This is a genomic window from Verrucosispora sp. TAA-831 (genome assembly GCF_050780145.1).
GTDB lineage: Bacteria > Actinomycetota > Actinomycetes > Mycobacteriales > Micromonosporaceae > Micromonospora.
The window spans coordinates 1,590,315-1,613,187 of record NZ_CP192240.1 but is presented as its reverse complement, the minus strand read 5'-3'; the positions used below and the strand labels follow the sequence as shown (position 1 = coordinate 1,613,187).

Sequence of the window (22,873 nt, the reverse complement as noted above, 5' to 3'; positions counted from 1 at the left end):
AGGCGGTACTGGAGCTGCGGGGCGTGCACCGCACCCACGGCAGCGGCCCGGCCGCGGTGCACGCCCTGCGCGGGGTGAGCCTGGTCGTCCGCCCCGGCGAGCTGGTCGCCGTGATGGGTCCCTCCGGCTCCGGCAAGTCCACCCTGCTGACCCTGGCCGGTGGGCTGGACAGCCCGACCGAGGGCCACGTGCTCGTCGAGGGACAGCCGCTGCACGCCCTGGACCGGCGTGGCCTGGCCCGGCTGCGTCGTCGCCGGATCGGCTACATCTTCCAGAACCTCAATCTCATCGGCAGCCTGACCGCCGCCGAGAACGTCGCCCTCCCCCTCGAACTCGACGGCGCGGGCGTACGGCGGGCCCGTCGGCTGGCGCTCGACGCGCTGACCGAGGTGGGTCTCGCCGAACTCGGCGACCGGTTCCCCGACCAGCTCTCCGGCGGCCAGCAGCAGCGCGTGGCGATCGCCCGGGCACTGGTCGGCGAACGGCGTCTGGTGCTGGCCGACGAGCCGACCGGGGCGTTGGACTCGCAGACCGGTGAGGCCGTCCTGCGGCTGCTGCGCCGCCGGGTCGACGGCGGAGCGGCCGGGGTGCTGGTCACCCACGAGGCACGGCACGCCGCCTGGGCGGACCGGGTGGTGTTCCTGCGCGACGGCGTGGAGGTCGACTCGACCGCCCCGCTGGTCGGCATCGACGCACTGCTCTCCGGCAGCTCCCGGTGAGCCTGCTCCCCCAGTCGCGGCCGTCGCACGAACTCCCACCCGGTCAGCCCCGCCGGAGCCGGCTGGCGGAGACGTTCGGGTCGTGGCGCGCCGCGCTGCGGATCGCCCGTCGCGAGGCGACGCGGGCCCGTGGACGTACCGCCCTGGTGCTGGCGATGATCGTCCTGCCCGTACTGGCCCTGTCGTTCATCGCGGTCAGCGCGGACATGGCCCAGCTCGATCCCGCCGAGAAGATGGACCAGCGGCTCGGCGACGCCGACGCGGAACTGCGGGTGGTCAGTACGGGGCAGCTCGCCCAGAACGCCGACGGCAGCGGATGGGACGCGCCGGACGACCGGATCCCCGAGACGGTCACCGTGGACGACGTCCTCCGGTTGCTCCCGGAGGGCAGCCGGGCCCTCCCGGTACACCGCGGGGTGCCGATGCCGGTACGGGACGGCACCCGGATCCGCGACGACGTACCCGCCACCGAGGTCGACCTGACCGATCCGCTCGCCGCCGGTCTCGTCCGGGTCCACGAGGGCCGGGTGCCGGCCACCGCCGACGAGGTCGCGCTGAACCGGGCCGCCCGGCGCACCCTCGGCGTCGACGTCGGGGGCGTGCTCAGCGCCGGGGACGGCACCGGGAGCCGGACCGTCGTCGGTGTGGTCGAACTCCCGGAGTCACTGGAGCCGATGGCGTTCCTCCGTCCCGCCGGGGAACCGTCGGGCTCGCTGCACCACGACACCGTGTTCCTGGTCGACCTGCCCGGGCCGGTCACCGAGGACCTGTTCCGCCACCTCAACCGCAACGGAGTGGTGGTCGGTGCCCGCGTCTCCGCTCCGTCGAGCCCGGTGGAGGCGGTCCGTCCGCTCGGCAACAGTCTGGGCGCGGAGGCGATCGGCACCGGGATGCTCATCGGCGGACTGGGACTGCTGGAGGTGGTCCTGCTGGTCGGCCCGGCCTTCGCGGTGGGGGTCCGGCGACGGCGGCGGGAACTGGCGTTGGTCGCCGTGGCCGGCGGCGACGCGGCCCAGCTCCGCCGCGTGGTGCTCGCCGACGGCGTGCTGCTGGGGTGCCTCGGTGCCGCCGTCGGGGTGGCGCTCGGCGTGCTCTCCGCGTTCGCCGCCCGCCCGCTGGTCGAGGAGTTCGTCTTCCAGCACCGCTTCGCCGGGTACCGCGTCTGGCCGGCGGCGCTGGGCGTGATCGCACTGGTCGCCGTACTCGCCGGGGTGCTGGCCGCGCTCGCGCCGGCCTGGACCGCCGCCCGGCAGGACGTGGTCGCCGGGCTCGCCGGCCGACGCGGCGCACCCACCCACCGGCGGCTCTGGCTGGCGCTCGGGGTGCTGCTGGCTGCCACCGGGCTGGTCATCGCCGGGATCGGTGCGGCGATGGTCCGTTCGTCGGTCATCCTCGCCGGGCTGGTGCTCGGCGAACTCGGGCTGGTCTTCGCCACGCCGACGCTGGTCGGGCTGCTGGCCCGGCTCGGCCGGTTCCTCCCGCTGGCGCCCCGGATCGCGGTACGCGACGCCAGTCGCAACCGTTCCTCGACCGCGCCGGCCATCTCGGCGGTGATGGCGGCGGTCGCCGGCAGCGTCGCCCTGGGTGCCTTCCTGGCCAGTGACGACATCCGCTCCGACGGGCGGTACCGGCCGCTGCTGCCGGACCGGACGGTGCTGGTCACCGCCGACGACCCGGCGGCCGACGGTCCACTCGGCCGGGCCGCCGTCACCGCTGCCGCCCAAAACCATCTCGGTGCCGCGACGGTCGCCCCGCTGGTCGAGGCCGGCTGCCGGCCGGTCTTCGACGCCTGCCTGGTGAGCGCGGTGCCGCCGCCGGACCAGGTCTGCCCGTGGCGCCCCTACGACGCGATGAGCGAGGCCGAGCAGCGGCGGGCCCGGGCCGACCAGCGCTGTCAGAGGCCGTCGGAGGACCACCTCGACGGCTACTTCCAGGTGGCGGTCGACGACGGCGCGGCGCTGCCGATGCTCACCGGCGCGACGCCGGCCGAGGTCGCCGACGCCACGGCCGTCCTGCGCGCGGGTGGCGCGGTGGTGACCGACCCGCGCTACCTCGCCGACGGCCGCCTGCACCTGCGGGTCGAACCGGACGACGACCGGGTGGTGGACGCGGCCACCGCGACCGTGCCCGGGTACGCCACGGGGAGCGACCTGCGACCACCCTGGTTGCTGCTCTCGCCCGCCGCGGCCGACCGCCTCGGCCTCGCCGTCCGGCAGGTCGGTTGGGCGGTCGCCGCCGACGAGCCGCCGGGGCAGCGGCAACGCGACCGGTTCGTCGACGCGTTGGAGTCCCTCGGTCCGGTCGGCGCACAGTTCGAGGTCGGCAGGGGCTTCGGCAGCACCGAGCCGCTCCTGCTCCTGCTGGCCGGAGTCTCGGCGCTGGTGACCGTGGGGGCCGCCGGGATCGCCACCGGACTCGCCGCCGCCGAGGGGCGGGCCGACCTGTCCACCCTCGCGTCGGTCGGTGCCGGTCCGGGCGTGCGAAGGCTGCTGTCGCTCTGCCAGGCCGGGGTGATCGCCGGACTCGGCTCGTTGCTGGGCATCGTCGCCGGGCTCGGCTCGGCGGCGATCATCCTGACCTTCACCAACCGACGGCTGACCGAGGGGTGGCCGGTGGAGTCGCCGTACCCACTGGTGGTGCCCTGGATCACGCTCGGCGTGCTGGTGGTGGTGCCGCTGGTGGCGATGGCCGGGGCGGCGCTGCTGACCCGGTCCCGGCTGCCGGTGGAGCGCCGCCTGGACTGACGGGACGTCGGCGGGACGGTCGGCGAGCGTTGTCGTACCGACGCCGGTGGATGCAGAATGTCCCGATGTCCGTACTGCGAGACGTGACCCGGCGGATCGGTCACCACCCCTGGTTCGGTGCCACCGCCCGGCTGCTGGTGCCGCTGGACCGGGCGGTCGGTCGGCTGACCAAGGGCCGGGTGGTCGCGCTCGGGCTGGTGCCGTCCCTGGTCATCACCACCACCGGCCGCCGCTCCGGCAAGCCGCGCAGCAACCCGTTGCTCTATGTGCCGGACGGCGACGGGTTCGTGGTGGTCGGCTCCAACTGGGGCCAGACCCAGCAGCCCGCCTGGTCGGTGAACCTGCTCGCCGAGCCGCGCGCCGAAGTGGACGTCGCCGGGCGCCGCATCGCGGTACGCGGTACGCCCGCGACCGGTGCCGAACGCGAACGCCTGTGGCGGCTGCTGGTCGACGCCTGGCCCGCGTACGAGGCGTACGTGCGCCGGGCCGGTGACCGGGAGATCCGGGTCTTCCGGTTGGTGCCGACGGTCTCCGGCACGCCCGACGGCACGGACGCGCCGGACGGGCCGCCCCCGCCGCACTAGGGTGTGCGGTGACCGGGCCGTCGCTGCCCGCGACGGTCCGCACGGTGGCGCGATCGTGGGGTGGTCGGTGTGGACGGTGTCCCGGAACACCGGGACGATCCCCGGTGGCAGGTGGCCGATCGGGTCGCCGAGGCGGTCCGCCGACGGTTCCCCGCCGACGTGCTCGCCGTCGCGGTGCACGGACCGCTCGCGCACGGCGACGACGACGGCGGTGGGGACGGCGAGGTCGGGCTGCTGGTGGTCACCTACCGGCCCGGTGCCGGGCCGCCCTCGGCCACCCGGCGGGTCGACGGGGTGCTCGTCGACCTGACCGTGGCCTCCGCCGAGGAGCGCCTGCGTCAGGCCCGGCAGCTCACCTCGCGATGGCCGCTGACCGCCGACCGGTACGTCACGACGCGGGCGCTGCACGACCCGACCGGATGGCTGCGTACCCAGCGCGACGAACATCTCGGGCGGCTGGCCCGGGCCCGTCCGGCCGAGTTCAGCGGCGCCGCCCGCCGGGCGTGGTACCGGGGCAGCGCCGCGCACGCGCGGGCGGCCCGGCTGGCCGAGTGGTACGAGACGGACCAGGCCCTGCTGATGCTCGGCGAGGCGCGGCTGGCCGCCGCGACCGTCAACGGGCTGCTCAGCCGCACCTACTTCCGCGACCCCGGCGACGCGGTCCGGCGGACCGGGCTGGCCGGGGCGGACATGACCGAGGTGGGCGCGGTGCTGGCCCGTCAGTCGGCGGAGCTGACCGCCCGGGGGCGCCCGGTCGACGGGACCGTCGACGACCTGCTCAGTGGGTGACCGCGCGTCGGCTCAGCCCAGGCCGCCCTGCACGCCGATGAGCGCACCGACCAGGTAGGTGGCCGCCGCCGCGGCGGCACCGAGGAGCAACTGCCGCATTCCGCCGGTCCACCAACGCCGGTTGGTGAACCGGGAGACGATCGCGCCGGCCACGAAGAGCCCGATCCCGCCCACCGCCAGGGCCAGCGTCAGGCTGGTCGCGCCGAGCAGGTACGGCAACAGCGGCACCAGCGCGCCGACCGAGAAGCAGAGGAACGACGACAACGCCGCCGCCCACGGGTTGGGCTGCTCGTCCGGGTTGACACCCAACTCCTCCTGGACGTGCATCCGCAACGCCTGCTCCGGGTGTTGGCGGACCGCCTCGGCCACCTGCACGGCGAGGTCCTCGGGCAACCCCCGCGCCATCCACATCTCGGCGAGTTCCCGGGCCTCCTCCTCGGGGTGGCGTTCCAGCTCGCGCCGTTCCTTGGCCACCTCGGCGGCGATCTGCTCGTTGGCCGAGCGGACGCTGGTGTACTCGCCGAGCGCCATCGAGATCGCGCCGGCGACCAGACCGGCGGTGCCGGTCAGCACGATGGCCTGCGGCGAGACGCCGCCACCGCCGACACCCGCGATCAGGGCGATGTTGGTCACCAGCCCGTCCATCGCGCCGAAGACGGCGGGTCGCAGCCACCCGCCCGAGACGTCCGCGTGGTGGTGTTCCCGCAGTGCCGCAGGAGTGTCGGTCACGGCAGCGTCAGGATCTCGTACCCGTCCTCGGTCACCAGCACGGTGTGTTCGAACTGGGCGGTCCACTTCCGGTCCTTGGTGACCACCGTCCAGCCGTCCTCCCACATGTCGTACTGGTGGGTGCCGAGGGTGATCATGGGCTCGATGGTGAACGTCATGCCCGGCTCCATCACGTCGGTGGGCCGTGGGCTGTCGTAGTGCGGCACGTAGAGACCGCTGTGGAACGCCTCGCCGATGCCGTGACCGGTGAAGTCGCGGACCACGCCGTAGCCGAACCGCTTCGCGTACGACTCGATGACCCGCCCGATGACGTTGATCTGCCGGCCCGGCGCGACGGCCTTGATGCCCCGCGTCATCGCCGCGTGGGTCCGCTCGACCAGCAGCCGGACCTCCTCGTCGACCTCGCCGACGCAGAAGGTGGCGTCGGTGTCGCCGTGCACCCCACCGATGTACGCGGTCACGTCCACGTTGATGATGTCGCCGTCGGCCAGCACCGTGGAGTCCGGGATGCCGTGGCAGATCACCTCGTTGAGGCTGGTGCAGCAGGACTTCGGGAAGCCCTTGTACCCCAGCGTCGACGGGTACGCCCCGTGGTCGACCAGGAACTCGTGCACCACCCGGTCGATCTCGTCGGTGGTCACACCGGGCTTGCAGTGCTCACCGGCGAGCTGGGTGGCCTGCGCGGCGAGCCGCCCGGCGACCCGCATCTTCTCGATCGTCTCCGGCGTCTGCACGTGCGACCCCTGCCACGGCCGGGGCGACTTCTTGCCGACGTACTCGGGTCGGACGATGTGGGCGGGCACCGGCCGCCACGGGGAGAGCGTGCCTGGGGTCAACGGCGCACGGACGGTCATGCGGCAAGCCTATCGCCGCGCCCCGGGTGGCCCCCGTCACCGTCGGTGGCCCACGGTTGTTGCCCTACCACAACTGCTGTGTCAAGGTGTCAGCGTGGATCAAGGGGGAGCACCGCCCGTCTTCTCCGCCAGCGCGGAGATCGACGGTGATCACCTCCGCGTGGTGGTCACCGGCGAGGTCGACATGGCGACCGCGGACACCATGACGCAGACCGCGCTGCGCGAGCCAGCCACCCGGCTGACCCTCGACCTGCGCGCGGTGACCTTCTTCGACTCGGCGGCGATCCACGCGGTGGTGCGGCTCGCCGGTCACTATCCGGACACCCTGACGGTGTTGCCGTCCCGACAGGTCAGCCGCGTGCTGCACATCGCCGGTCTGGGCGGGCAGCACTGGCTGCGGCCGGTCTGACCCGCCGCGCCGGACGGCTCAGGCACCGAGTTCCCGACGCAGCGTCACCTCCGTGCCCTCCGGGGTACGGCTGACCGACAGCTCCCCGAGTGCCTCGATCAGGGAGAGTCCCCGGCCCCGGAAGCCCGACCCGGTCGACTCCCGCCAACGTCCGGTGTCGCGTACGGTCGCGGTCACCGTCCGGCCCTCCACGGTCACCTCGACACCGATCGTCGGCTCCACCGGATCCACCGGGTGCTCGATGGCGTTCGCCGCCGCCTCGGAGACCGCCACCGTCAGGTCGAACAGGTCGGTCTCGTTCACCCCGTGCGCGACCAGGAAGTCCTCCAGCCGCTTGCGCAGCACACTGAGCCGGGTCGGGTCGGCGGGCAGCCGCAGCGCGAACCGGTCGAGTTCGGCGGCCTCCAGCGCGAGCACCGCCACGTCGTCGCGGCGGGGCCGGTCGACCACCCGCTGCACCACCGCGTCGACCAGGTCCACCACGTGCTCCCCCGGCCGGGCCGCGTCGGCCCGGAGCTGTTCCAGCGCCTCGTCGATGTCGACGTGCCGGTCCTCGACCAGACCGTCGGTGTAGAGCAGCAGCCGGTCGCCGGCGGACAGCTCGCCGGTGACCGTCTCGTACTCCGTCCCCGGAATCGCGCCGACGGGTGGGCCCAGCGCCCGGTCGTGCAGGAACGCCACGTCGCCTCCTCGGATCAGCAGCGGGGACGGATGCCCGGCGCTGGCGTACCGCAGCCGACCGGTACGGGGGCTGAACCACAGACAGAAGACCGTGGCGAAGGAGCGCGACCCGGTCGAGCCGACCAACCGGTTCAGCCGGGTCAACGACTCCCCCGGGTCGAACCCCTCCAACACGTACGCGCGCAGCGCGTTGCGCAACTGCCCCATCGCCGCCGCGGCCGGCACCCCCTTGCCGACCACGTCCCCGATGACCAGGACCATCTCGTCGTCCTCGCGGGTCACCACGTCGTACCAGTCGCCGCCCACCTCGACGTCGTCGCTGCCCGGCAGGTAGCGGCTGGCCACCACCGCACCCGGCAACTGGGGCAGGGTACGCGGCAGCAGGCTGTGTTGCAGGGTGGTGGCGATGCGGTGCTCGACCTCGTAGAGCTGGGCGTTCTCCAGGCGTACGCCGACCAGCCGGGCGAGCTGGGTCAACGCGGCCTCGTCCGTGCCGGCCGCCTCGGCCACCGCCCGCCACACCCGCAGTTCACCGAGGTGCTTGCCGCCCACCCCGGTCAGCGGCAGGACGAAGGCGGGATCGGCGGCGCTGGTGCCGCCGCCGTCGGCCTCGAACCGGGCGTCTCCGGCGGTGACGGACACCCGGACCGCCTCGGCGAGACTCAACGCGTGCCGTGCCGCGACCTGGAGCACCTCGTCGGTGGAGCGCGCGGTGTTCACCGCCACGGCCGCGTCGGCGAGTGCGGCCAACCGCCGGATGAGCTGGCCGCGCAGTTGGCCGAGTTCGACGTTGGCCCGCACCCGGGCGACCAGCTCCTGCCCGGAGAAGGGTTTGGTCAGGTAGTCGTCGGCGCCCACCGCCAGGCCGGCCACCTCCTCGGCCGAGCCGGCGCGGGCGGAGAGCAGCACGATCGGCACGTACCGGGTGCGCGGGTCGGAGCGCAGCGCGGCGACCAGGCCGAAGCCGTCCAGTCGCGGCATCATCACGTCGGTCAGGACCAGGTCGAAGTCGGTGTCGGTGGCCAGCCGCAGCGCGTCCACGCCGTCGGTGGCGGTGCGCACCTCCCAGGTCGGCGCCAGCAGCCTGGTGACGTGGTCACGCAGGTCCCGATTGTCGTCGACGACCAGGATCCGGCCCGCCGCCGCGCGTGGGCCACGGACCTCGCCCACGTCGGCCCGGTCGTCGCTCCAGCGCTCGGCCTCGGCGACGAAGAGTGCGCTCTGCACCGGCTCGCGCTCGGTGCAGGTCTCGGCCACCCGGTCCGTCGGCAGGTGCGCGGAGCCGAACGGGACGGTGACCACGAAGCGGCTGCCCTCGTCGACCCGACTGGTCGCGCTGACCTGACCGCCGTGCATCTCGACCAACTCCCGGACCAGCGCCAGGCCGATCCCGGTGCCCTCGTGGCTACGCGAGGGCACCCCCGGTGCCCGGTGGAACCGCTCGAAGACGTGCGACAGTTCCTCGGCGACGATGCCCACGCCGGTGTCGGCGACCTCCAGGCGGGCCACGCCGTCGACCGCCCGCACCTCGATGCGGATCTCCCCGTCGAGGGTGAACTTCACCGCGTTGGAGAGCAGATTGAGGACGATCTTCTCCCACAGCTCCTGGTCGACGTAGACCGGCTCGGGCAGCGGCGGGCAGTCCACCGTCAGCCGCAACCCGGCGCGGTCGGTGGCCGAGCGGAACGTGCTGGCCAGCCGGGCGGTGTAGTCGGCCAGATCGACCGGCTCGTAGTGCGCGGCCAGCCGCCCGGACTCCAGCCGGGAGAAGTCGAGCACCGTGTTGACCAGCTTGAGCAGCCGCAGCGCGTTGCGGTGCATCATCGTCAACTGCGCGGTGTACGTCTCCGGCAGGCCCGGGTCGGCGAGCAGGTCCTCCAGCGGGCCGAGCACCAGGGTCAGCGGGGTACGGAACTCGTGGCTGACGTTGGCGAAGAAGTTGGTCTTGGCCAGGTCCAGGGCGGCCAGTTCGGCGGCGCGTGCCTGCTCCTGCTCGTACGCGCGCTGCTTGCCGACGGCCCGGGAGATCTGCGCGGCGACCAGTTCGAGGAAGGTGCGGTAGTCGTCGGAGAGCGGCAACCGGCGGGCCACCCCCAGCACCAGCACGCCGGCCTGTTCCGCGGTGGCGGTGATCGGCAGCAGCAGCGCCTCGTCGGCGGCGTCGGCCGGCACCTCGCCGAACAGGTCGACGGTGGGCACCGTGCCGCCCTCGGCGGCAGCACCGGCCGCCCCGGCGGCAAGCTGTTCGACACCGGTCACCGGGCCGCTCGTGCCGGCCAGCCGCAGGCCGCCGTCGGGTCCGTACAGGTAGAGCAGCCCGAACGGTACGTCCTGCCGGTGCCGGTCGAGCACCGCCGCGGCCACCCGGCCGAGTTCCGCGCTGCTGCTCACCTCGGCCAACTCGGAGCCGAGTTCGGCGAGCGTACGCAGCCGCCGCTCGCCCAGCACCCGACCGGTGGTCTCGCTACAGATGCAGAGCACCCCACCGATCGAGCCGTCGGTGTCCCGGATCGGGTCGTACGAGACGTCGAAGTAGACGTCCTCCACGAAGCCGTGCCGGTCGAGCAGGAAGTGGTGGTCCCGCGCCTGGTACGAGTCGCCGGTCCGCACCACGCCGGTGAGCAGCGGCCCGAGCACGTCCCAGGTCTCGATCCAGTGGTCGCGGGCCGGCTGCCCGAGGACCGCCGGATGCTTGTCTCCGATCGTCGGCCGGTAGGCGTCGTTGTAGAAGGCGTGCTGCTCGTCACCCCAGAAGACGACGATCTGCGCCTTCGAGGCGAGCATCGTGCTCACCGCGTTGCCCAACGCGGTGGGCCACTGCTCCGGCGCGCCGAGCGGACTCGCCGACCAGTCGCGGTCACGCAGCAGAGTGCCCATCTCGCCACCGGCCGCGAACGCCGCCGCGAGCAGCGGTGGTACCACACCGTGTGTCGCCGACGGGTCACCCCCGTCCACGCCCCCCTGGGCCGAGTTCATGCAGCCTCCCCGGCCTGTTCGCGACGTGCCCTGATCATCGCTGCCGTGACCGGACTTCTACCCCGCCGAACCAGGAACGTAACGCATCAGTCGATCGCGACGCTGATTAGCCCACGACAGTTGTCGATCAACCGATACGAATCGCCCGACCGATGACCGGAAGTGTCGGCTACATCACAGTGGTGTCACATAGGCACCGGTGATCCCGCCGTCGACCACGAACTGCGCGGCGGTCATGAACGACGAGTCGTCACTGGCCAGGAACGCCACCGCAGCGGCGATCTCGGTCGGTTCGCCGAACCGCCCCATCGGCACGTGCACCAACCGGCGGGCCGCCCGCTCCGGATCGGCGGCGAACAGCTCCCGCAGCAGCGGCGTGGCCACCGGGCCGGGGCAGAGGGCGTTGACCCGGATGCCCTCGCGCGCGAACTGCACGCCCAGCTCCCTACTCAGCGCCAGCACCCCGCCCTTGCTCGCGGTGTACGCGATCTGCGACGTCGCCGCACCCATCAGTGCCACGAACGAGGCGGTGTTGATGATGGATCCCCGGCCCTGCCGGCGCATGTGCGGGATGACGTACTTGCAGCACAGGTAGACGCTGGTGGTGTTCACCCGCAGCACCCGCTCCCAGGCGTCCAGCCCGGTCTCCAGGATGGAGTCGTCGTCCGGCGGTGAGATGCCGGCGTTGTGGAACGAGACGTCCACCCGCCCGTACCGCTCGACCACCCCGTCGAAGAGGTCACGGACGGCGGCCTCGTCGGTCACGTCCACGGCGACGAAGGTCCCGTCGACCTCCTCGGCGGCCCGGGGACCCCCCTCGGTGTCGACATCGACGCAGACCACCCGCGCCCCCTCGGCGGCCAACCGCCGGACGGTGGCCAGCCCGATCCCGCTGGCCGCGCCGGTCACCACGGCCACCCGGTCCTGCAACCGCTGCATCGCCTCACTCCTCCGTGCCGATGAAGACGTTCTTGACGTCGGTGAACGCGTGCAGGGCGTCCGGGCCCAACTCGCGACCGAGACCGGAGCGTTTCATCCCGCCGAACGGCGTCCAGTACCGCACCGACGAGTGCGAGTTCACGCTCAGGTTGCCCGCCTCCACCGCCCGCGCCACCCGCACCGCCCGGCCCACGTCACGGGTCCAGATCGAGCCGGACAGGCCGTACTCGGTGTCGTTGGCCAGCCGGATCGCGTCCGCCTCGTCGTCGAAGGGCAGCACCGAGACGACCGGGCCGAAGACCTCCTCGCGCCAGTGTCGGTCGGCGGGCGAGTCGGCGAGCAGCACCGTCGGCGGATACCAGTAGCCGGGGCCGTCCGGGCAGGAGCCGGTGAAGGCGACCCGCGCGCCGTCGACGTACCCGGCGACCCGGTCCCGGTGCCCGGCGGAGATGAGCGGACCCATCTCGGCGGCCTCGTCGGCCGGGTGACGGACCCGGAACGCCCGCACGGCCGGCTCCAGCAGTTCCAGGAAGCGGTCGTAGACCGGGCGCTGCACCAGGAGCCGGGACCGGGCGCAGCAGTCCTGACCGGCGTTGTCGAAGACCCCGGACGGGGCTGCCGCCGCCGCCTTCTCCAGGTCGGCGTCGGCGAAGACGAGGTTCGCCGACTTGCCGCCCAACTCCAGGGTCAGTCGCTTCACCTGTGCGGCGCAGCCGGCCATGATCCGGGTGCCGACCTCGGTGGAGCCGGTGAAGCAGATCTTGCGTACCGCCGGGTGCCCGACGAAGCGTTCACCCACCACGTCGCCCCGCCCCGGCAGCACCGTGAGCACGCCCTCGGGCAGCCCCGCCTCCCGGGCCAACTCGCCGAGGCGCAGCGCAGTCAACGGGGTCAGCTCGGCGGGTTTCAGCAGCACCGTGTTGCCGGCGGCGAGCGCGGGCGCCAGTCCCCAGGCGGCGATCGGCATCGGGAAGTTCCACGGCACGATCACCCCGACCACGCCCAGCGGCTCGTGGAACGTGACGTCCAACCCACCCGCCACCGGGATCTGCCGTCCGGTCAGCCGCTCCGGTGCCCCCGCGTAGTAGTCCAGCACGTCGCGCACGTTGCCCGCCTCCCAGCGGGCGTTGCCGATGGTGTGCCCGGCGTTCTCGACCTCCAGCCGGGCCAACTCCTCCACGTGCGCGTCGACCACCGCCGCGAACCGCCGCAACAGCCGGGCCCGCTCCCCCGGCGCCACCTGGCGCCACCGCTCGTACGCCACCGCCGCCCGCGCCACCGCCGCGTCGACCTCGTCCGCCGACACCCCCGCGACCTCGCGCAGCAGCTTCCCGCTGGCCGGATCCCGCACCTCAGCCACGCCCACCCACACTCCCCTCGCCTCGTCTGCGGGCACGGCTCCCCGCCGCCCCCGCCGCCGTCCCCGCCACCCGCGCCCCCACGCCACCCGTGAACTCCGCACCACCCGTGAACTCCGCGCCGATCATGGAGTTGTGGTGGCAGCGAAAGCCGCGAAAGAGGACAGGTCGGGTGCCACGACTCCATGATCGGCGCGGGGCAGCGGGAGCAGCGGGGGCAGCGGGAGGCCGAGGCCCAGGCTGACGGTCTGGGGCCGGTCAGAGGCGCTCGAAGCCACGGGCGAGTTCCCAGTCGGTGACGGCGGCGTCGAAGGCGGCCAACTCGACCCGGGCCATGTTGGTGTAGTGGGCGACCACGTCGTCGCCGAACGCCGCCGGGGCCACGGTGGAGGACTCCCAGAGCGTCAGCGCGTCCCGGAGGGTGCCGGGGACGCGGTCGGCCGCCGCGTCGTCGTACGCGTTGCCGGTGCACTCCTCACCCAGCTTCAACTCCTGCTCGATGCCGTGCAGCGCGCCCGCCACCAGGGCCGCGATCGCCAGGTACGGGTTGACGTCCGCCCCCGGCACGCGGTTCTCCACCCGCATCCCCTGACCGTGGCCCACCACCCGCAACGCGCAGGTGCGGTTGTCGGTGCCCCAGCGCAACGCGGTCGGGGCGAACGAATCCGGCTGGTACCGCTTGTAGGAGTTGATGTTCGGCGCGAAGAAGAGGCTGAACTCGCGCATCGTGGCGAGCAGCCCGGCCAGCACCCGCTGCCCGGTGACGCTCAGGTGGCCCGGCCCGTCGCCCAGCATCGCCGACCCACCGGAGGCGTCCCGCAGCGAGAAGTGGATGTGGCAGGAGTTGCCCTCCCGGGCGTTCGGCTTGGCCATGAACGTGATCGACATGCCCTCCTGGGCGGCGATCTCCTTCGCCCCGTTCTTGTAGATCACGTGGTGGTCGGCGCAGCGCACCGCCTCGTCGTACCGGAAGGCGATCTCGTGCTGGCCGAGGTTGCACTCGCCCTTGGCGCTCTCCGGGGTGAGCCCCGCGCCCGCCATCTCGTTGCGGATGCGCCGCAGCAGCGGCTCCACCCGGGCGGTGCCGAGCAACGAGTAGTCCACGTTGTACTGGTTGGCCGGGGTCAGCTCCCGGTAGCCGCGCTGCCACGCCTGCTCGTACGAGTCGCGGAACAGCACGAACTCCAGCTCCGTGCCCGCGTACGCGGTCAGTCCGTGCGCGGCCAGCCGGTCCAGTTGTCGGCGCAGGATCTGTCGGGGCGAGACGGTCACCGGGCCGGTGTCGCCGGGCCAGTGCAGGTCGGCCAGGAGCAGGGCGGAGCCGGGCTGCCACGGCACCCGGCGCAGCGTGTCGAAGTCCGGCTTCATCGCCAGGTCACCGTAGCCGCGCGACCAGCTCGACATCTCGTACCCGTCGACGGTGTTCATGTCGACGTCCACCGCGAGCAGGTAGTCGCAGCCCTCGCTGCCGTGCCCGACCACCTGGTCGAGGAAGTACGGCGCGTGGAACCGTTTTCCCTGTAGCCGGCCCTGCATGTCGACCAGGGCCAGCACCACCGTGTCGATCTCGCCCTCGGCGACGGCGACCCGCAGTTGCTCCAGCGTCAGCGGGGCTCTCTTCATGAGCATCACCGAACCACCGCCCCCGCCCTTGTGCAAGGAAGGGCCCCGTATTAACGCCTGGAGCACTAAAGGGGACCCTTCCTAACATGCGGCGGCGGGCGGCTGGGTAAATGCGTTGCCCGACAGGTCCGGCCGGACGCATCCTGGGGCGGTGACCTGGTCCGGAACGGGACCACCGCCGGGCCCTCGGCCGGCCCGGCAGCCGCGGTGGCGCGGGGCGAGTCACCTCTCTCTCACCGGTACGCCCATCCGCCGTGCCCATCGACTCGTCCCCGCCACCCGGCACCCACCGCCGTGCCCGCCACTGGTTCACCACCGGCCCGCCACCGACCCGCCACAGCCCGACGGCCCGACGGCTCAGCGAGCGCCGCGCCGACGGCCCACCCGAGCCCGGTGCGGGGCGCACGGCAGAGGTGGGAACGACGCGAACTGGACGGTTCAGGTCAGAACCAGGCCGGTCACCCAGAGCATGCCGATCACCATGCCGGAGAGGAACTCGATCAGCATCGACAGACCGGCCGCACCCACCGCCTGCTTCGTCGCCGGCCAGGCCAGCCGGGTGTCGCCCAGCCGCAGCCGTTCCACCGCGAAGATGCCGCCGACGAATCCGATCACCAGCCCGACGACCGGGATCACGAAGAACCCGATCAGCCCGAGTACCGCACCGGCGAGCAACGAGGTGGTGGGTACCCCGGCCCGCTTGAGGTTGCGGCCCGGCCAGGCGTACTTGACCACGGTGCCGCCGAGCGCGACCAGGGTGGCCGCGCCGAGCACCAGCCACCGGCCGGCACCGGCCCCGCCGAACAGCGTCCACACCAGCACGCCGCCCCAACACAGCGGCAGCGCCGGCAGGCCGGGCACCACCACCCCGGCCAGCCCGGCGAGGATGGCCAGGGCGGCGACCACCGACACCACGCCGTTGGTGTCCGTCAGCTCCACGTCGACTCCCCATCAGCTCGTCTCGCCCACGTCACGTCGGCTGAGATCGTGCCCCAGCACCGCCACCGAGCCGCCGCGCCGGGCCGCGGAACCGTCAGCAGGACACCGCGCCCAGCCGTCGCCCACGCAAGCAGGACACCGCGCCGAGCCACCAAGCCGCGAGCAGGACGCCGCGACACCGCGTGCAGGACGTCTCTGCTCACGACGGTTCGCCGCGCAGTCGGGCGACGATCGCCTCCGCCGGGCCGGGCGCGCCGAACAGCCGCCCCTGCGCGGAGTCGCAGCGCAGCGACCGCAGCCGCTCGGCCTGCGCCTCGGTCTCCACCGCCTCGGCGGTCACCCAGAGCTCCAACGCGTGTGCCAACCGGACCAACGCGTCGACGATCCGTACGTCGCGGTGGTCGGTGGCGGACGGCTCGTCGCCCCGCAGGCCCTCCACGAACGGACCGGCCAGCTTGAGGCAGGTGATCGGCAACCGGCGCAGGTACGCCAGGTTCGAGTACCCGGTACCGAAGTCGTCCACCGCCAGCCGTACGCCGAGCGCGGCGAGCCGGTACAGCGTCCGCAACGGCTCACCGGCGGAACCCATCACCGCGCTCTCGGTCAGCTCCAGTTGCAGCAGCGCGGCGGGCAGCCCGCTCTGGGCCAGGGCGTCGGCCACGGTGTCCACGATCGCCGGGGCGTCGGCCTGGCGAGCCGCCAGGTTGACGCTGACCACCAATCGGGCCTCCGGGAAGTCGAGGTGCCAGCGCTGGGCGTCCCGACATGCCTGCCGCAGCACCCACTCACCGAGGCGGACGATCAGCCCGGTCTCCTCGGCCAGCCCGATGAAGCGGTCCGGTCCGACCAGACCCAGCTCCGGATGCTGCCAGCGGACCAGCGCCTCCACCGCCAGCATCCGGCCGTCCAGCAGGGACACGATCGGCTGGTAGTGCAGCACGAACTCGCCCCGGTCCAGGGCCGTGGGCAGCTCGGCGGCGAGCGCCGAGCGGGCGATGTCCCGGGCGCTGCGCTCCGGGTCGTACACCGCCCACCGGCCTCGGCCCTCCGCCTTGGCCCAGTACAGCGTGGTGTCGGCGGCCTTCATCAACTCGGTGGCGCTGGTGCCGGCCAGGTCCGAGTCGACGATGCCGATGCTCGCCGAGACCGCGAGTTGCTGGTCGCCGATGTGCACCGGGGCGGCGACGGCGGCCAGCACCGTCTCGGCCACCGCGGTCACGTCCTCGATCCGGGCGATGCCGTCGACCAGGATGACGAACTCGTCGCCGCCCATCCGGGCGACCAGGTAGCCGCGATCGGCCACGCAGTCGGCCAGTCGCCGGGCGATCAGCACCAGCAGCCGGTCACCGAGGTCGTGGCCCAGGCTGTCGTTGATCGCCTTGAAACCGTCGAGGTCCAGGAAGCAGACGCCGACCCGGCCGGGTGGGTGCGTCCGGTTCACCAGCCGGCCGAGCGACTCGAAGAACAACGTCCGGTTGGGCAGGCCGGTGAGCGGGTCGTGCAGCGCCTGGAACCGCAGCCGCTGTTGGAGTTCGTACCGCTCGGTGATGTCCTCGACCACCGCCACGGTGAACCGGGGGCGGCCGTCGTCGTGCCGGATCAGCGAGACCGCCAGGTCCGTCCAGACGGCGGTGCCGTCCTTGCGGTAGTAGCGCTTCTCGACCCGGACCGCCTCGTGCTTGCCCTCGATCAGCTCCTGGTACAGCTCCCACATCCCGGCGGCGTCGTCGGTGTGGAACAGCGACGCCACGTTCGTCTGGCGCAGCTCCTCGATCTCGTAGCCCAGCATCTCGGCGAAGCTCTGGTTGACGTCGAGGATGGTGCCGTCGATCCCGGCGATGCCGATGCCGATGGCCGCCCCGCTGAAGACCGCCCGGAACCGCGCCTCGCTGTCGCGCAGCGCCCGCTCCACGTCGTCCCGGGCCTGCCACGCCGAGCGCGCGATCCCCTCCTGCTGGTCGAAGGTGCGGTCGCGCAGCGCACCGGCGAAACCGGCGGCCAGGCCCGCCTGCGCCGCCGCGACCCGGTCGGCGAGGTCGGACCGGTCCGCCCGGACGTCCAGCACCTCGGTGGGGAACCGGACCGCGAGCGTACGCACCGCCCAGCCGATCACTCCCGGCGCGATCAGATGGGCCGCCACCAGTGCCCGCCCGACCTCCTCGGCGGCCGGGGTCACCGGTTCGCCGTGCAGCAGCGCACGGGCCAGCCGCACGGTGTGCCCGAGCAGCAGCCGCTCGGTCTCGGCCGGGCTCAACGGCACGAACCCGAACCCGCGTACGGCACGGGCCCAGTCGGCCGCGTACCGCTGGGCACCGGTCTGGTCCACGGCGTTCCCGCCGGAGTCGCCGACGGCGGACATCAGGTCAGCCGGCGGACCGGTCGTTCCGGGCGACGCCACCGAAGGCGCCGAACCGTTGCGGGTTCGCGGCCACGTCGGACGGCGCGTCGGGACGCCACAGCTCCATGTGCACCACGCCGGGTGGGAGCAGCGTCCAGTCACCGAAGAAGCCGGTGATCTCGGCCCGCGAGCGCAGCGTGATCTCGGTGGCGGTCCGCGCGGACAGCCGTTGCGCGTCCAACATCTCCGGTGGCTGGTCCTCGAAGGTGGAGTGCGAGAGGACCAGGTGGCTGCCGGGAGCGGCGGCGGCCCGCAGGGTGGCCAGGACGTCGGCGGGACGGTCGGGGTCCGGCACGAAGTGCACCACCCCGGCGAGCAGCACGCCCAGCGGGCGGTCGAAGTCGAGCAGACCCAACGCCCCGGCGTCGGCCAGGAGCCGCTCCGGGTCGCGCAGGTCGCCGTGGAGCACGCCGGTCAGCTCGTCACCGACCAGCAGTTCCCGGCTGTGCGCCACCGCCACCGGGTCGATGTCGACGTAGACGACCCGGGCCTTCGGGTTGTCGGCGCGGGCCACCTCGTGCACGTTGCCGACGGTGGGGATGCCGGAGCCGATGTCGAGGAACTGGTCGATGCCGGCGTCGAGCAGCACGCGTACGGCCCGACGCAGGAACTCCCGGCCGGCCCGCATGGTCGCCGGCAGGTGGGGGGTGGTGGCGGCGATCTGCTCGGCCAACCGGCGGTCGATCTCGAAGTTGTGAGCGCCGCCCAGGAAGTAGTCGTACACCCGGGCCGCGCTGGGCCGCGAGAGGTCGATCTCGGAGGGGAGTCCGTCGGGGGTCTGCACTGGCACCTCAGCTCGTCGCGTGATGCTGACCACTCTAGGCCGGTCGGTCACGCCCGATGCAGATCCACGAACACCTTTCCCGTTCGCGTCGTGTCGCGTCTGGCGACGCGGCCGGTCAGGCGGCTTCCAGCAGCAGCGAGATGCCCTGCCCGACGCCGACGCACATGGTGGCCAGGGCCCGCCGACCGCCCCGGCGGCGCAGTTCCAGCGCGGCGGTGAGGGCCAGCCGGGCGCCGCTGGCACCCAGCGGGTGTCCCAGCGCGATGGCGCCGCCGTTCGGGTTGACGTGCTCGGCGTCCTCCGGCAGGCCCAGCTCGCGCAGCACCGCGACGGCCTGCGCGGCGAACGCCTCGTTCAGCTCGATCACGTCGAGGTCGGCCAGCGCCAACCCGCGCCGGTCCAGCAGCCGCCGGGTCGCCGGGACCGGGCCCACGCCCATGGTCCGGGGCGGCACCCCGGCCGCCGCCGCACCGGATACCCGGGCCTGCGGCGTCAGGCCGTACGCGGCGACGGCCGCCTCGGAGGCGACCAGCAGCGCCACCGCGCCGTCGTTGACGCCGGACGAGTTGCCCGCGGTGACGGTGCCGCCCTCGCGGAACGGGGTCGGCAGCGCGGCGAGCTTCTCCAGCGAGGTCTGCCGGGGATGCTCGTCGACCTCCACCAGCCGCGTCTCGCGCCGCCCGGCCGGCACGGTCACCGGCACGATCTCCTCGGCCAGCCGCCCGTCGGCCTGGGCCTTGGCGGCCCGCGCCTGCGACCGGTACGCGAACTCGTCCTGCGCGGCCCGGTCCACGCCGTACTCCTCGGCCACGTTCTCGGCCGTCTCCGGCATCGAGTCGACGCCCCAACCCTGCCGCATCAGCGGGTTGACCAGCCGCCAGCCGATGGTGGTGTCGTGGATCTCGGCGGCCCGGGAGTAGGCGGTGGTCGCCTTCGGCATCACGAACGGGGCCCGGCTCATGCTCTCGACGCCGCCCGCGACCACCAGGTCGGCCTCACCGGCGACCACCGCGCGGGCGGCGGTGGCCAGCGCGTCCAGGCCGGAGCCGCAGAGTCGGTTGATGGTGGTGCCGGAGACCTGCTCGGGCAGCCCGCCGAGCAGCGCGGCCATCCGGGCCACGTTGCGGTTGTCCTCGCCGGCCTGGTTGGCGCAGCCCAGGATCACGTCGTCGGTACGCGCCCAGTCCACCCCCGGATGGCGGGCCACCAGCTCGCGGATCACGTGCGCGGCCAGGTCGTCGGGGCGTACGCCGGCCAGGGCACCGGCGTAGCGGCCGATCGGGGTGCGCACACCGGCCACCAGGTAAGCCACGGTCATCGCGAGTCCTTCGGGGGTGGGAAGGGCGGGCACCGGCCGCCCGTCGGGTCCCGCCGGACGTCCGGCGGCCAGGATATCCCCGGCGTATCCCGATAGGTTGTCGGCATGGCCCGACCCCAGTTCCGTGCGGAGACCAGTGACGGTGGCGCGTTCGTCCGGCAGCCCAACCGGTTCACCGGGCGGGTCACCCCGCACTCCACCTCGCCGCCCGGCGGCGGGCCGGACGCGCAGGACCGCTGGCCGCTGGAGGCGGGCCGCTACCGGCTGATCTGGTGCCGCGCCTGCCCGTGGGCGCACCGGGCGTTGATCGTGCGGAACCTGCTCGGGCTCGGCGACGCCATCTCGCTGGGCACCGTCGACCCGATCCGCGACGACCGGGGCTGGCGGTTCACGCTCGACCAGGACGGCTTCGACCCGGTGCTGGGCATCGGCTTCCTGTCCGAGGCGTACCTGGCGACCGACGCCGACTACTCCGGTCGGGTCACCGTGCCGGCGCTGGTGGACACGCTCACCGGTCGGGTGGTCACCAACGACTATCCGCAGCTCACCCTCGACCTGTCCACCGAGTGGCGACGGTTGCACGCACCGGACGCGCCGGACCTGTACCCGGTGCCGTTGCGCCCGGAGATGGACGCGGTGATGACGGAGATCCACCGCGACGTCAACAACGGCGTCTACCGGTGCGGCTTCGCCACCTCCCAGCAGGCGTACGACGAGTCGTACCAGGCGTTGTTCGCCCGGCTGGACGCGTTGTCGGAACGGCTGACCGACCGACGCTTCCTGATGGGCGACACGATCACCGAGGCGGACGTCCGGCTGTTCACCACGCTGGTCCGCTTCGACGTGGCATACCACGGGCACTTCAAGTGCAACCGGCAGAAGCTGACCGAGATGCCGGTGCTGTGGGCGTACGCGCGGGACCTGTTCCAGACCCCGGGTTTCGGCGAGACGGTGGACTTCGACCACATCAAGCGGCACTACTACGCCACCCACCACCAGATCAACCCGACCGGGGTGGTGCCGCTCGGTCCGGACCTGCACGGCTGGACCACGCCGCACGGACGTGGCTGAGCCGTCGACGGCGTACCGCCGGGCGTCGGGACGGGCCGGGCGCGCGGCGGCGGGTGCCGCGCTGGGCGTGGTCACCGGAACCACCCTGGTGGTCCTCGCCGTGGTCGCCGGTCCGGGACCGGGCCTCACCGGGTACGTCAGCGAGGCCGGCGTGGCCGAGAGCGACTACGCGTGGACGTACCGGATCGGGGTGTTCTGCCTGGCCACGGCGTTGCTGCTGCTCGCGGTCGCGCTGCGCGGCGAGGTCCGCTCGCCGGATTCGGCACGGGCCGAGCACCCCGCCCTGGCACTGGTGCGGCGGCTCGCCGGACACCGGGGCGCGGCGGTGCTGCGGCAGGTGGCGACGCTGCCCGGCGCGGTGGCGCTGCTCGGCGCGGGTGCGCTGTGCACGCTGCTGTCCGGGGCGGTGACCTGTAGCGCCGGCTGCCCGTTGCCGCCGTTCGAGCCGGCCGGCGTGGCGGACCTGGTGCACGGCGGGGCCAGCATCGCCGCGACCGCGGCGGTGGTCTTCGCGATGATCGCGATCGCCCTCGCCCCGCAGGCCGACCGACGGCTGCGCGGGCCGGCCACGATCGCCGCGGCGGTGGCGCTGCCGCTCGCCGGGGCGGTCGGTCTGGCCATGCTGCTCGTCGGGCGGGGCTCGCTGGTCGGTGTGCTGGAGCGGCTGCTGCTGGCGGTCGCCGTGGTGTGGGGCCTGACCACCGCCCTCGCCCTGGTGTCCGGCCGCCGATCCGCACGGCGCTGACCGGCGATCCGCACGGCGCGGGAGTGTGCCACCCCACAGCTCGCGCCCGGGCCGCACACCCGACGGCCGGGAGAGGATGGCGCGATGAGTACGTTGTTCACTCCGCTGGCGCTGCGCACCGTGACCCTGCCCAACCGGATCGCGATGGCCCCGATGTGCCAGTACAGTGCCGGGCCCGACGGCCTGCCCACCGACTGGCACCTGGTGCACCTCGGCACCCGGGCCGTGGGCGGGGCCGGACTGGTGATGACCGAGGCGACCGCGGTGGTGCCGGAGGGGCGGATCAGCCCACAGGACACCGGGCTCTGGTCCGGTCGACACGTCGACGCGTGGCGTCCGGTGACCCGGTTCCTGACCGCGCACGGCGCGGTGCCCGTCGTGCAACTCGCACACGCCGGGATCAAGGCGTCGACGTACCGGCCGTGGGCGCCGCAGCGCGGCGGAGTGCCCGACGCGGAAGGCGGCTGGACGCCGGTCGGGCCCACCGCCGAGCCGTTCGTGCCGGGATACCGGGAACCCACCGCGCTCGACCCGGCCGGGATCGCCGGGGTGGTCGAGGCGTTCGCGACCGCCGCCGCCCGCGCTCTGGAGGCGGGGTTCGCCGCCGTCGAGGTGCACGCGGCGCACGGCTACCTGCTGCACGAGTTCCTCTCCCCGCTGACCAACCGGCGCACCGACGGCTGGGGCGGGGACCGGGCCGGGCGGATGCGGCTCGCCCTGGAGGTCGTCCGCGCGGTCCGCGCCGCCGTCGGGCCGGACGTGCCGGTGCTGGCCCGCATCTCGGCGACCGACTGGGTCGACGGCGGTTGGACCGTCGAGGACAGCGTGGTGCTCGCCACCGAGCTGGCCGCCGCCGGGGTGGACCTGGTCGACTGCTCCTCCGGCGGCGCCGCGCCGATCGCCGACATCCCGGTCGGCCCCGGTTACCAGGTGCCGGCCGCCGCCCGGATCCGCCGCGAGGCGCGGGTGCCCACCGGCGCGGTCGGTCTGATCGTCGACCCCGCGCAGGCCGAGGCGGTGCTCGCCGACGGTGCGGCCGACCTGGTGCTGCTCGGCCGGGAGCTGTTGCGCGACCCGTACTGGCCGCGCCGGGCCGCCGCCGAGCTGGGCGTCGACGCGGAGTGGCCGCCCCCGTACCGCCGGGCGGTCTGACTCGGCCTCCGCCGCGCTCGGTGCGGACGGGCCGGGTCGAGCGATCCGGCCCGTCCGCACC

18 protein-coding genes are annotated in these 22,873 nt (G+C 73.5%); 8 read left to right on the top strand and 10 right to left on the bottom strand.

The features are described from left to right. Positions 1–8: 8 nt before the first annotated feature. From ACQVFL_RS07345 to ACQVFL_RS07330, 4 genes are all read left to right on the top strand, one after another. Positions 9–719: an ABC transporter ATP-binding protein gene (locus ACQVFL_RS07345; protein ID WP_431729786.1), complete on the top strand. Its 711-nt coding sequence runs from the start codon at positions 9–11 to the stop codon at positions 717–719. Next, positions 716–3,463, top strand: coding sequence for an FtsX-like permease family protein (locus tag ACQVFL_RS07340; protein ID WP_431729013.1), 2,748 nt, complete (start codon positions 716–718; stop codon positions 3,461–3,463). The genes ACQVFL_RS07345 and ACQVFL_RS07340 overlap by 4 nt, the downstream gene beginning before the upstream one ends. A 65-nt stretch (positions 3,464–3,528) precedes the next feature. Next, entirely contained in the window at positions 3,529–4,047 is a 519-nt protein-coding gene (locus tag ACQVFL_RS07335; protein ID WP_396691678.1) for a nitroreductase family deazaflavin-dependent oxidoreductase, read from the top strand. A 69-nt stretch (positions 4,048–4,116) separates the two neighbouring features. Beyond that, on the top strand, positions 4,117–4,836 hold the full coding sequence (locus tag ACQVFL_RS07330) for a nucleotidyltransferase domain-containing protein (RefSeq protein WP_396691679.1): 720 nt from the start codon (positions 4,117–4,119) through the stop codon (positions 4,834–4,836). Between the two features lie 12 nt (positions 4,837–4,848). Here ACQVFL_RS07330 and ACQVFL_RS07325 read toward each other — a convergent pair whose 3' ends face one another. Both ACQVFL_RS07325 and map read right to left on the bottom strand, forming a co-directional pair. Next, positions 4,849–5,565, bottom strand: a complete 717-nt coding sequence (locus ACQVFL_RS07325) for a VIT1/CCC1 transporter family protein (protein WP_396691680.1) — start codon at positions 5,563–5,565, stop codon at positions 4,849–4,851. Then, positions 5,562–6,419 carry a type I methionyl aminopeptidase gene (map, locus tag ACQVFL_RS07320; protein WP_396691681.1) on the bottom strand — a complete coding sequence of 286 codons (858 nt, stop codon included), beginning with the start codon at positions 6,417–6,419 and terminating at the stop codon, positions 5,562–5,564. Before map ends, ACQVFL_RS07325 begins: the two co-directional genes overlap by 4 nt. Positions 6,420–6,513: 94 nt before the next feature. Between map and ACQVFL_RS07315 the strand changes: the two genes are divergently transcribed. After that, positions 6,514–6,828, top strand: a complete 315-nt coding sequence (locus ACQVFL_RS07315; protein WP_396691682.1) for an STAS domain-containing protein — start codon at positions 6,514–6,516, stop codon at positions 6,826–6,828. Between the two features lie 18 nt (positions 6,829–6,846). Here the strand turns inward: ACQVFL_RS07315 and ACQVFL_RS07310 are convergent, their stop codons facing one another. The 8 genes from ACQVFL_RS07310 to pcaF form a co-directional block, all read right to left on the bottom strand. Further along, positions 6,847–10,485 carry a SpoIIE family protein phosphatase gene (locus ACQVFL_RS07310; protein ID WP_431729012.1) on the bottom strand — a complete coding sequence of 1,213 codons (3,639 nt, stop codon included), beginning with the start codon at positions 10,483–10,485 and terminating at the stop codon, positions 6,847–6,849. 174 nt (positions 10,486–10,659) lie between these two features. Then, entirely contained in the window at positions 10,660–11,424 is a 765-nt protein-coding gene (locus ACQVFL_RS07305) for a 3-oxoacyl-ACP reductase (RefSeq protein WP_431729011.1), read from the bottom strand. A gap of 4 nt (positions 11,425–11,428) precedes the next feature. Further along, positions 11,429–12,784, bottom strand: a complete 1,356-nt coding sequence (locus tag ACQVFL_RS07300; RefSeq protein WP_431729010.1) for an aldehyde dehydrogenase family protein — start codon at positions 12,782–12,784, stop codon at positions 11,429–11,431. Positions 12,785–13,040: 256 nt separating this feature from the next. Continuing rightward, entirely contained in the window at positions 13,041–14,405 is a 1,365-nt protein-coding gene (locus ACQVFL_RS07295; RefSeq protein ID WP_431729785.1) for a glutamine synthetase family protein, read from the bottom strand. A 438-nt stretch (positions 14,406–14,843) separates the two neighbouring features. After that, entirely contained in the window at positions 14,844–15,344 is a 501-nt protein-coding gene (locus ACQVFL_RS07290) for a DUF456 domain-containing protein (protein WP_396691686.1), read from the bottom strand. A 199-nt stretch (positions 15,345–15,543) separates the two neighbouring features. Then, positions 15,544–17,703, bottom strand: coding sequence for a putative bifunctional diguanylate cyclase/phosphodiesterase (locus ACQVFL_RS07285; RefSeq protein WP_396691687.1), 2,160 nt, complete (start codon positions 17,701–17,703; stop codon positions 15,544–15,546). A gap of 4 nt (positions 17,704–17,707) precedes the next feature. Continuing rightward, positions 17,708–18,526 carry an SAM-dependent methyltransferase gene (locus ACQVFL_RS07280; protein ID WP_396691904.1) on the bottom strand — a complete coding sequence of 273 codons (819 nt, stop codon included), beginning with the start codon at positions 18,524–18,526 and terminating at the stop codon, positions 17,708–17,710. Between the two features lie 115 nt (positions 18,527–18,641). Then, positions 18,642–19,844, bottom strand: coding sequence for a 3-oxoadipyl-CoA thiolase (gene pcaF / locus ACQVFL_RS07275; RefSeq protein WP_431729009.1), 1,203 nt, complete (start codon positions 19,842–19,844; stop codon positions 18,642–18,644). A 105-nt stretch (positions 19,845–19,949) separates the two neighbouring features. On the opposite strand from pcaF, the gene ACQVFL_RS07270 reads away from it, so the two are divergent. The 3 genes from ACQVFL_RS07270 to ACQVFL_RS07260 all read left to right on the top strand — a co-directional run bounded on the left by ACQVFL_RS07270 (position 19,950) and on the right by ACQVFL_RS07260 (position 22,812). Beyond that, positions 19,950–20,915, top strand: coding sequence for a glutathione S-transferase family protein (locus tag ACQVFL_RS07270; protein WP_431729008.1), 966 nt, complete (start codon positions 19,950–19,952; stop codon positions 20,913–20,915). Continuing rightward, the gene (locus ACQVFL_RS07265) at positions 20,908–21,660 is read left to right on the top strand and encodes a DUF998 domain-containing protein (RefSeq protein ID WP_431729007.1); all 753 of its coding nucleotides are present in this window, start codon (positions 20,908–20,910) and stop codon (positions 21,658–21,660) included. The genes ACQVFL_RS07270 and ACQVFL_RS07265 overlap by 8 nt, the downstream gene beginning before the upstream one ends. An 84-nt stretch (positions 21,661–21,744) precedes the next feature. Beyond that, complete coding sequence (locus ACQVFL_RS07260) at positions 21,745–22,812, top strand: NADH:flavin oxidoreductase/NADH oxidase (RefSeq protein WP_431729006.1); 1,068 nt, start codon at positions 21,745–21,747, stop codon at positions 22,810–22,812. Positions 22,813–22,873: the final 61 nt, after the last annotated feature.

What these genes read in the sequence shown, in the direction of transcription:
- ACQVFL_RS07335 (WP_396691678.1), top strand. Translation starts at nt 3,529, where the DNA reads ATGTCCGTACTGCGAGACGTGACCCGGCGGATCGGTCACCACCCCTGG.
- map (WP_396691681.1), bottom strand. Translation starts at nt 6,419, where the DNA reads ATGACCGTCCGTGCGCCGTTGACCCCAGGCACGCTCTCCCCGTGGCGG.
- ACQVFL_RS07310 (WP_431729012.1), bottom strand. Translation starts at nt 10,485, where the DNA reads ATGAACTCGGCCCAGGGGGGCGTGGACGGGGGTGACCCGTCGGCGACA.
- ACQVFL_RS07305 (WP_431729011.1), bottom strand. Translation starts at nt 11,424, where the DNA reads ATGCAGCGGTTGCAGGACCGGGTGGCCGTGGTGACCGGCGCGGCCAGC.
- ACQVFL_RS07295 (WP_431729785.1), bottom strand. Translation starts at nt 14,405, where the DNA reads ATGAAGAGAGCCCCGCTGACGCTGGAGCAACTGCGGGTCGCCGTCGCC.
- ACQVFL_RS07285 (WP_396691687.1), bottom strand. Translation starts at nt 17,703, where the DNA reads ATGTCCGCCGTCGGCGACTCCGGCGGGAACGCCGTGGACCAGACCGGT.
- pcaF (WP_431729009.1), bottom strand. Translation starts at nt 19,844, where the DNA reads ATGACCGTGGCTTACCTGGTGGCCGGTGTGCGCACCCCGATCGGCCGC.
- ACQVFL_RS07270 (WP_431729008.1), top strand. Translation starts at nt 19,950, where the DNA reads ATGGCCCGACCCCAGTTCCGTGCGGAGACCAGTGACGGTGGCGCGTTC.
- ACQVFL_RS07260 (WP_431729006.1), top strand. Translation starts at nt 21,745, where the DNA reads ATGAGTACGTTGTTCACTCCGCTGGCGCTGCGCACCGTGACCCTGCCC.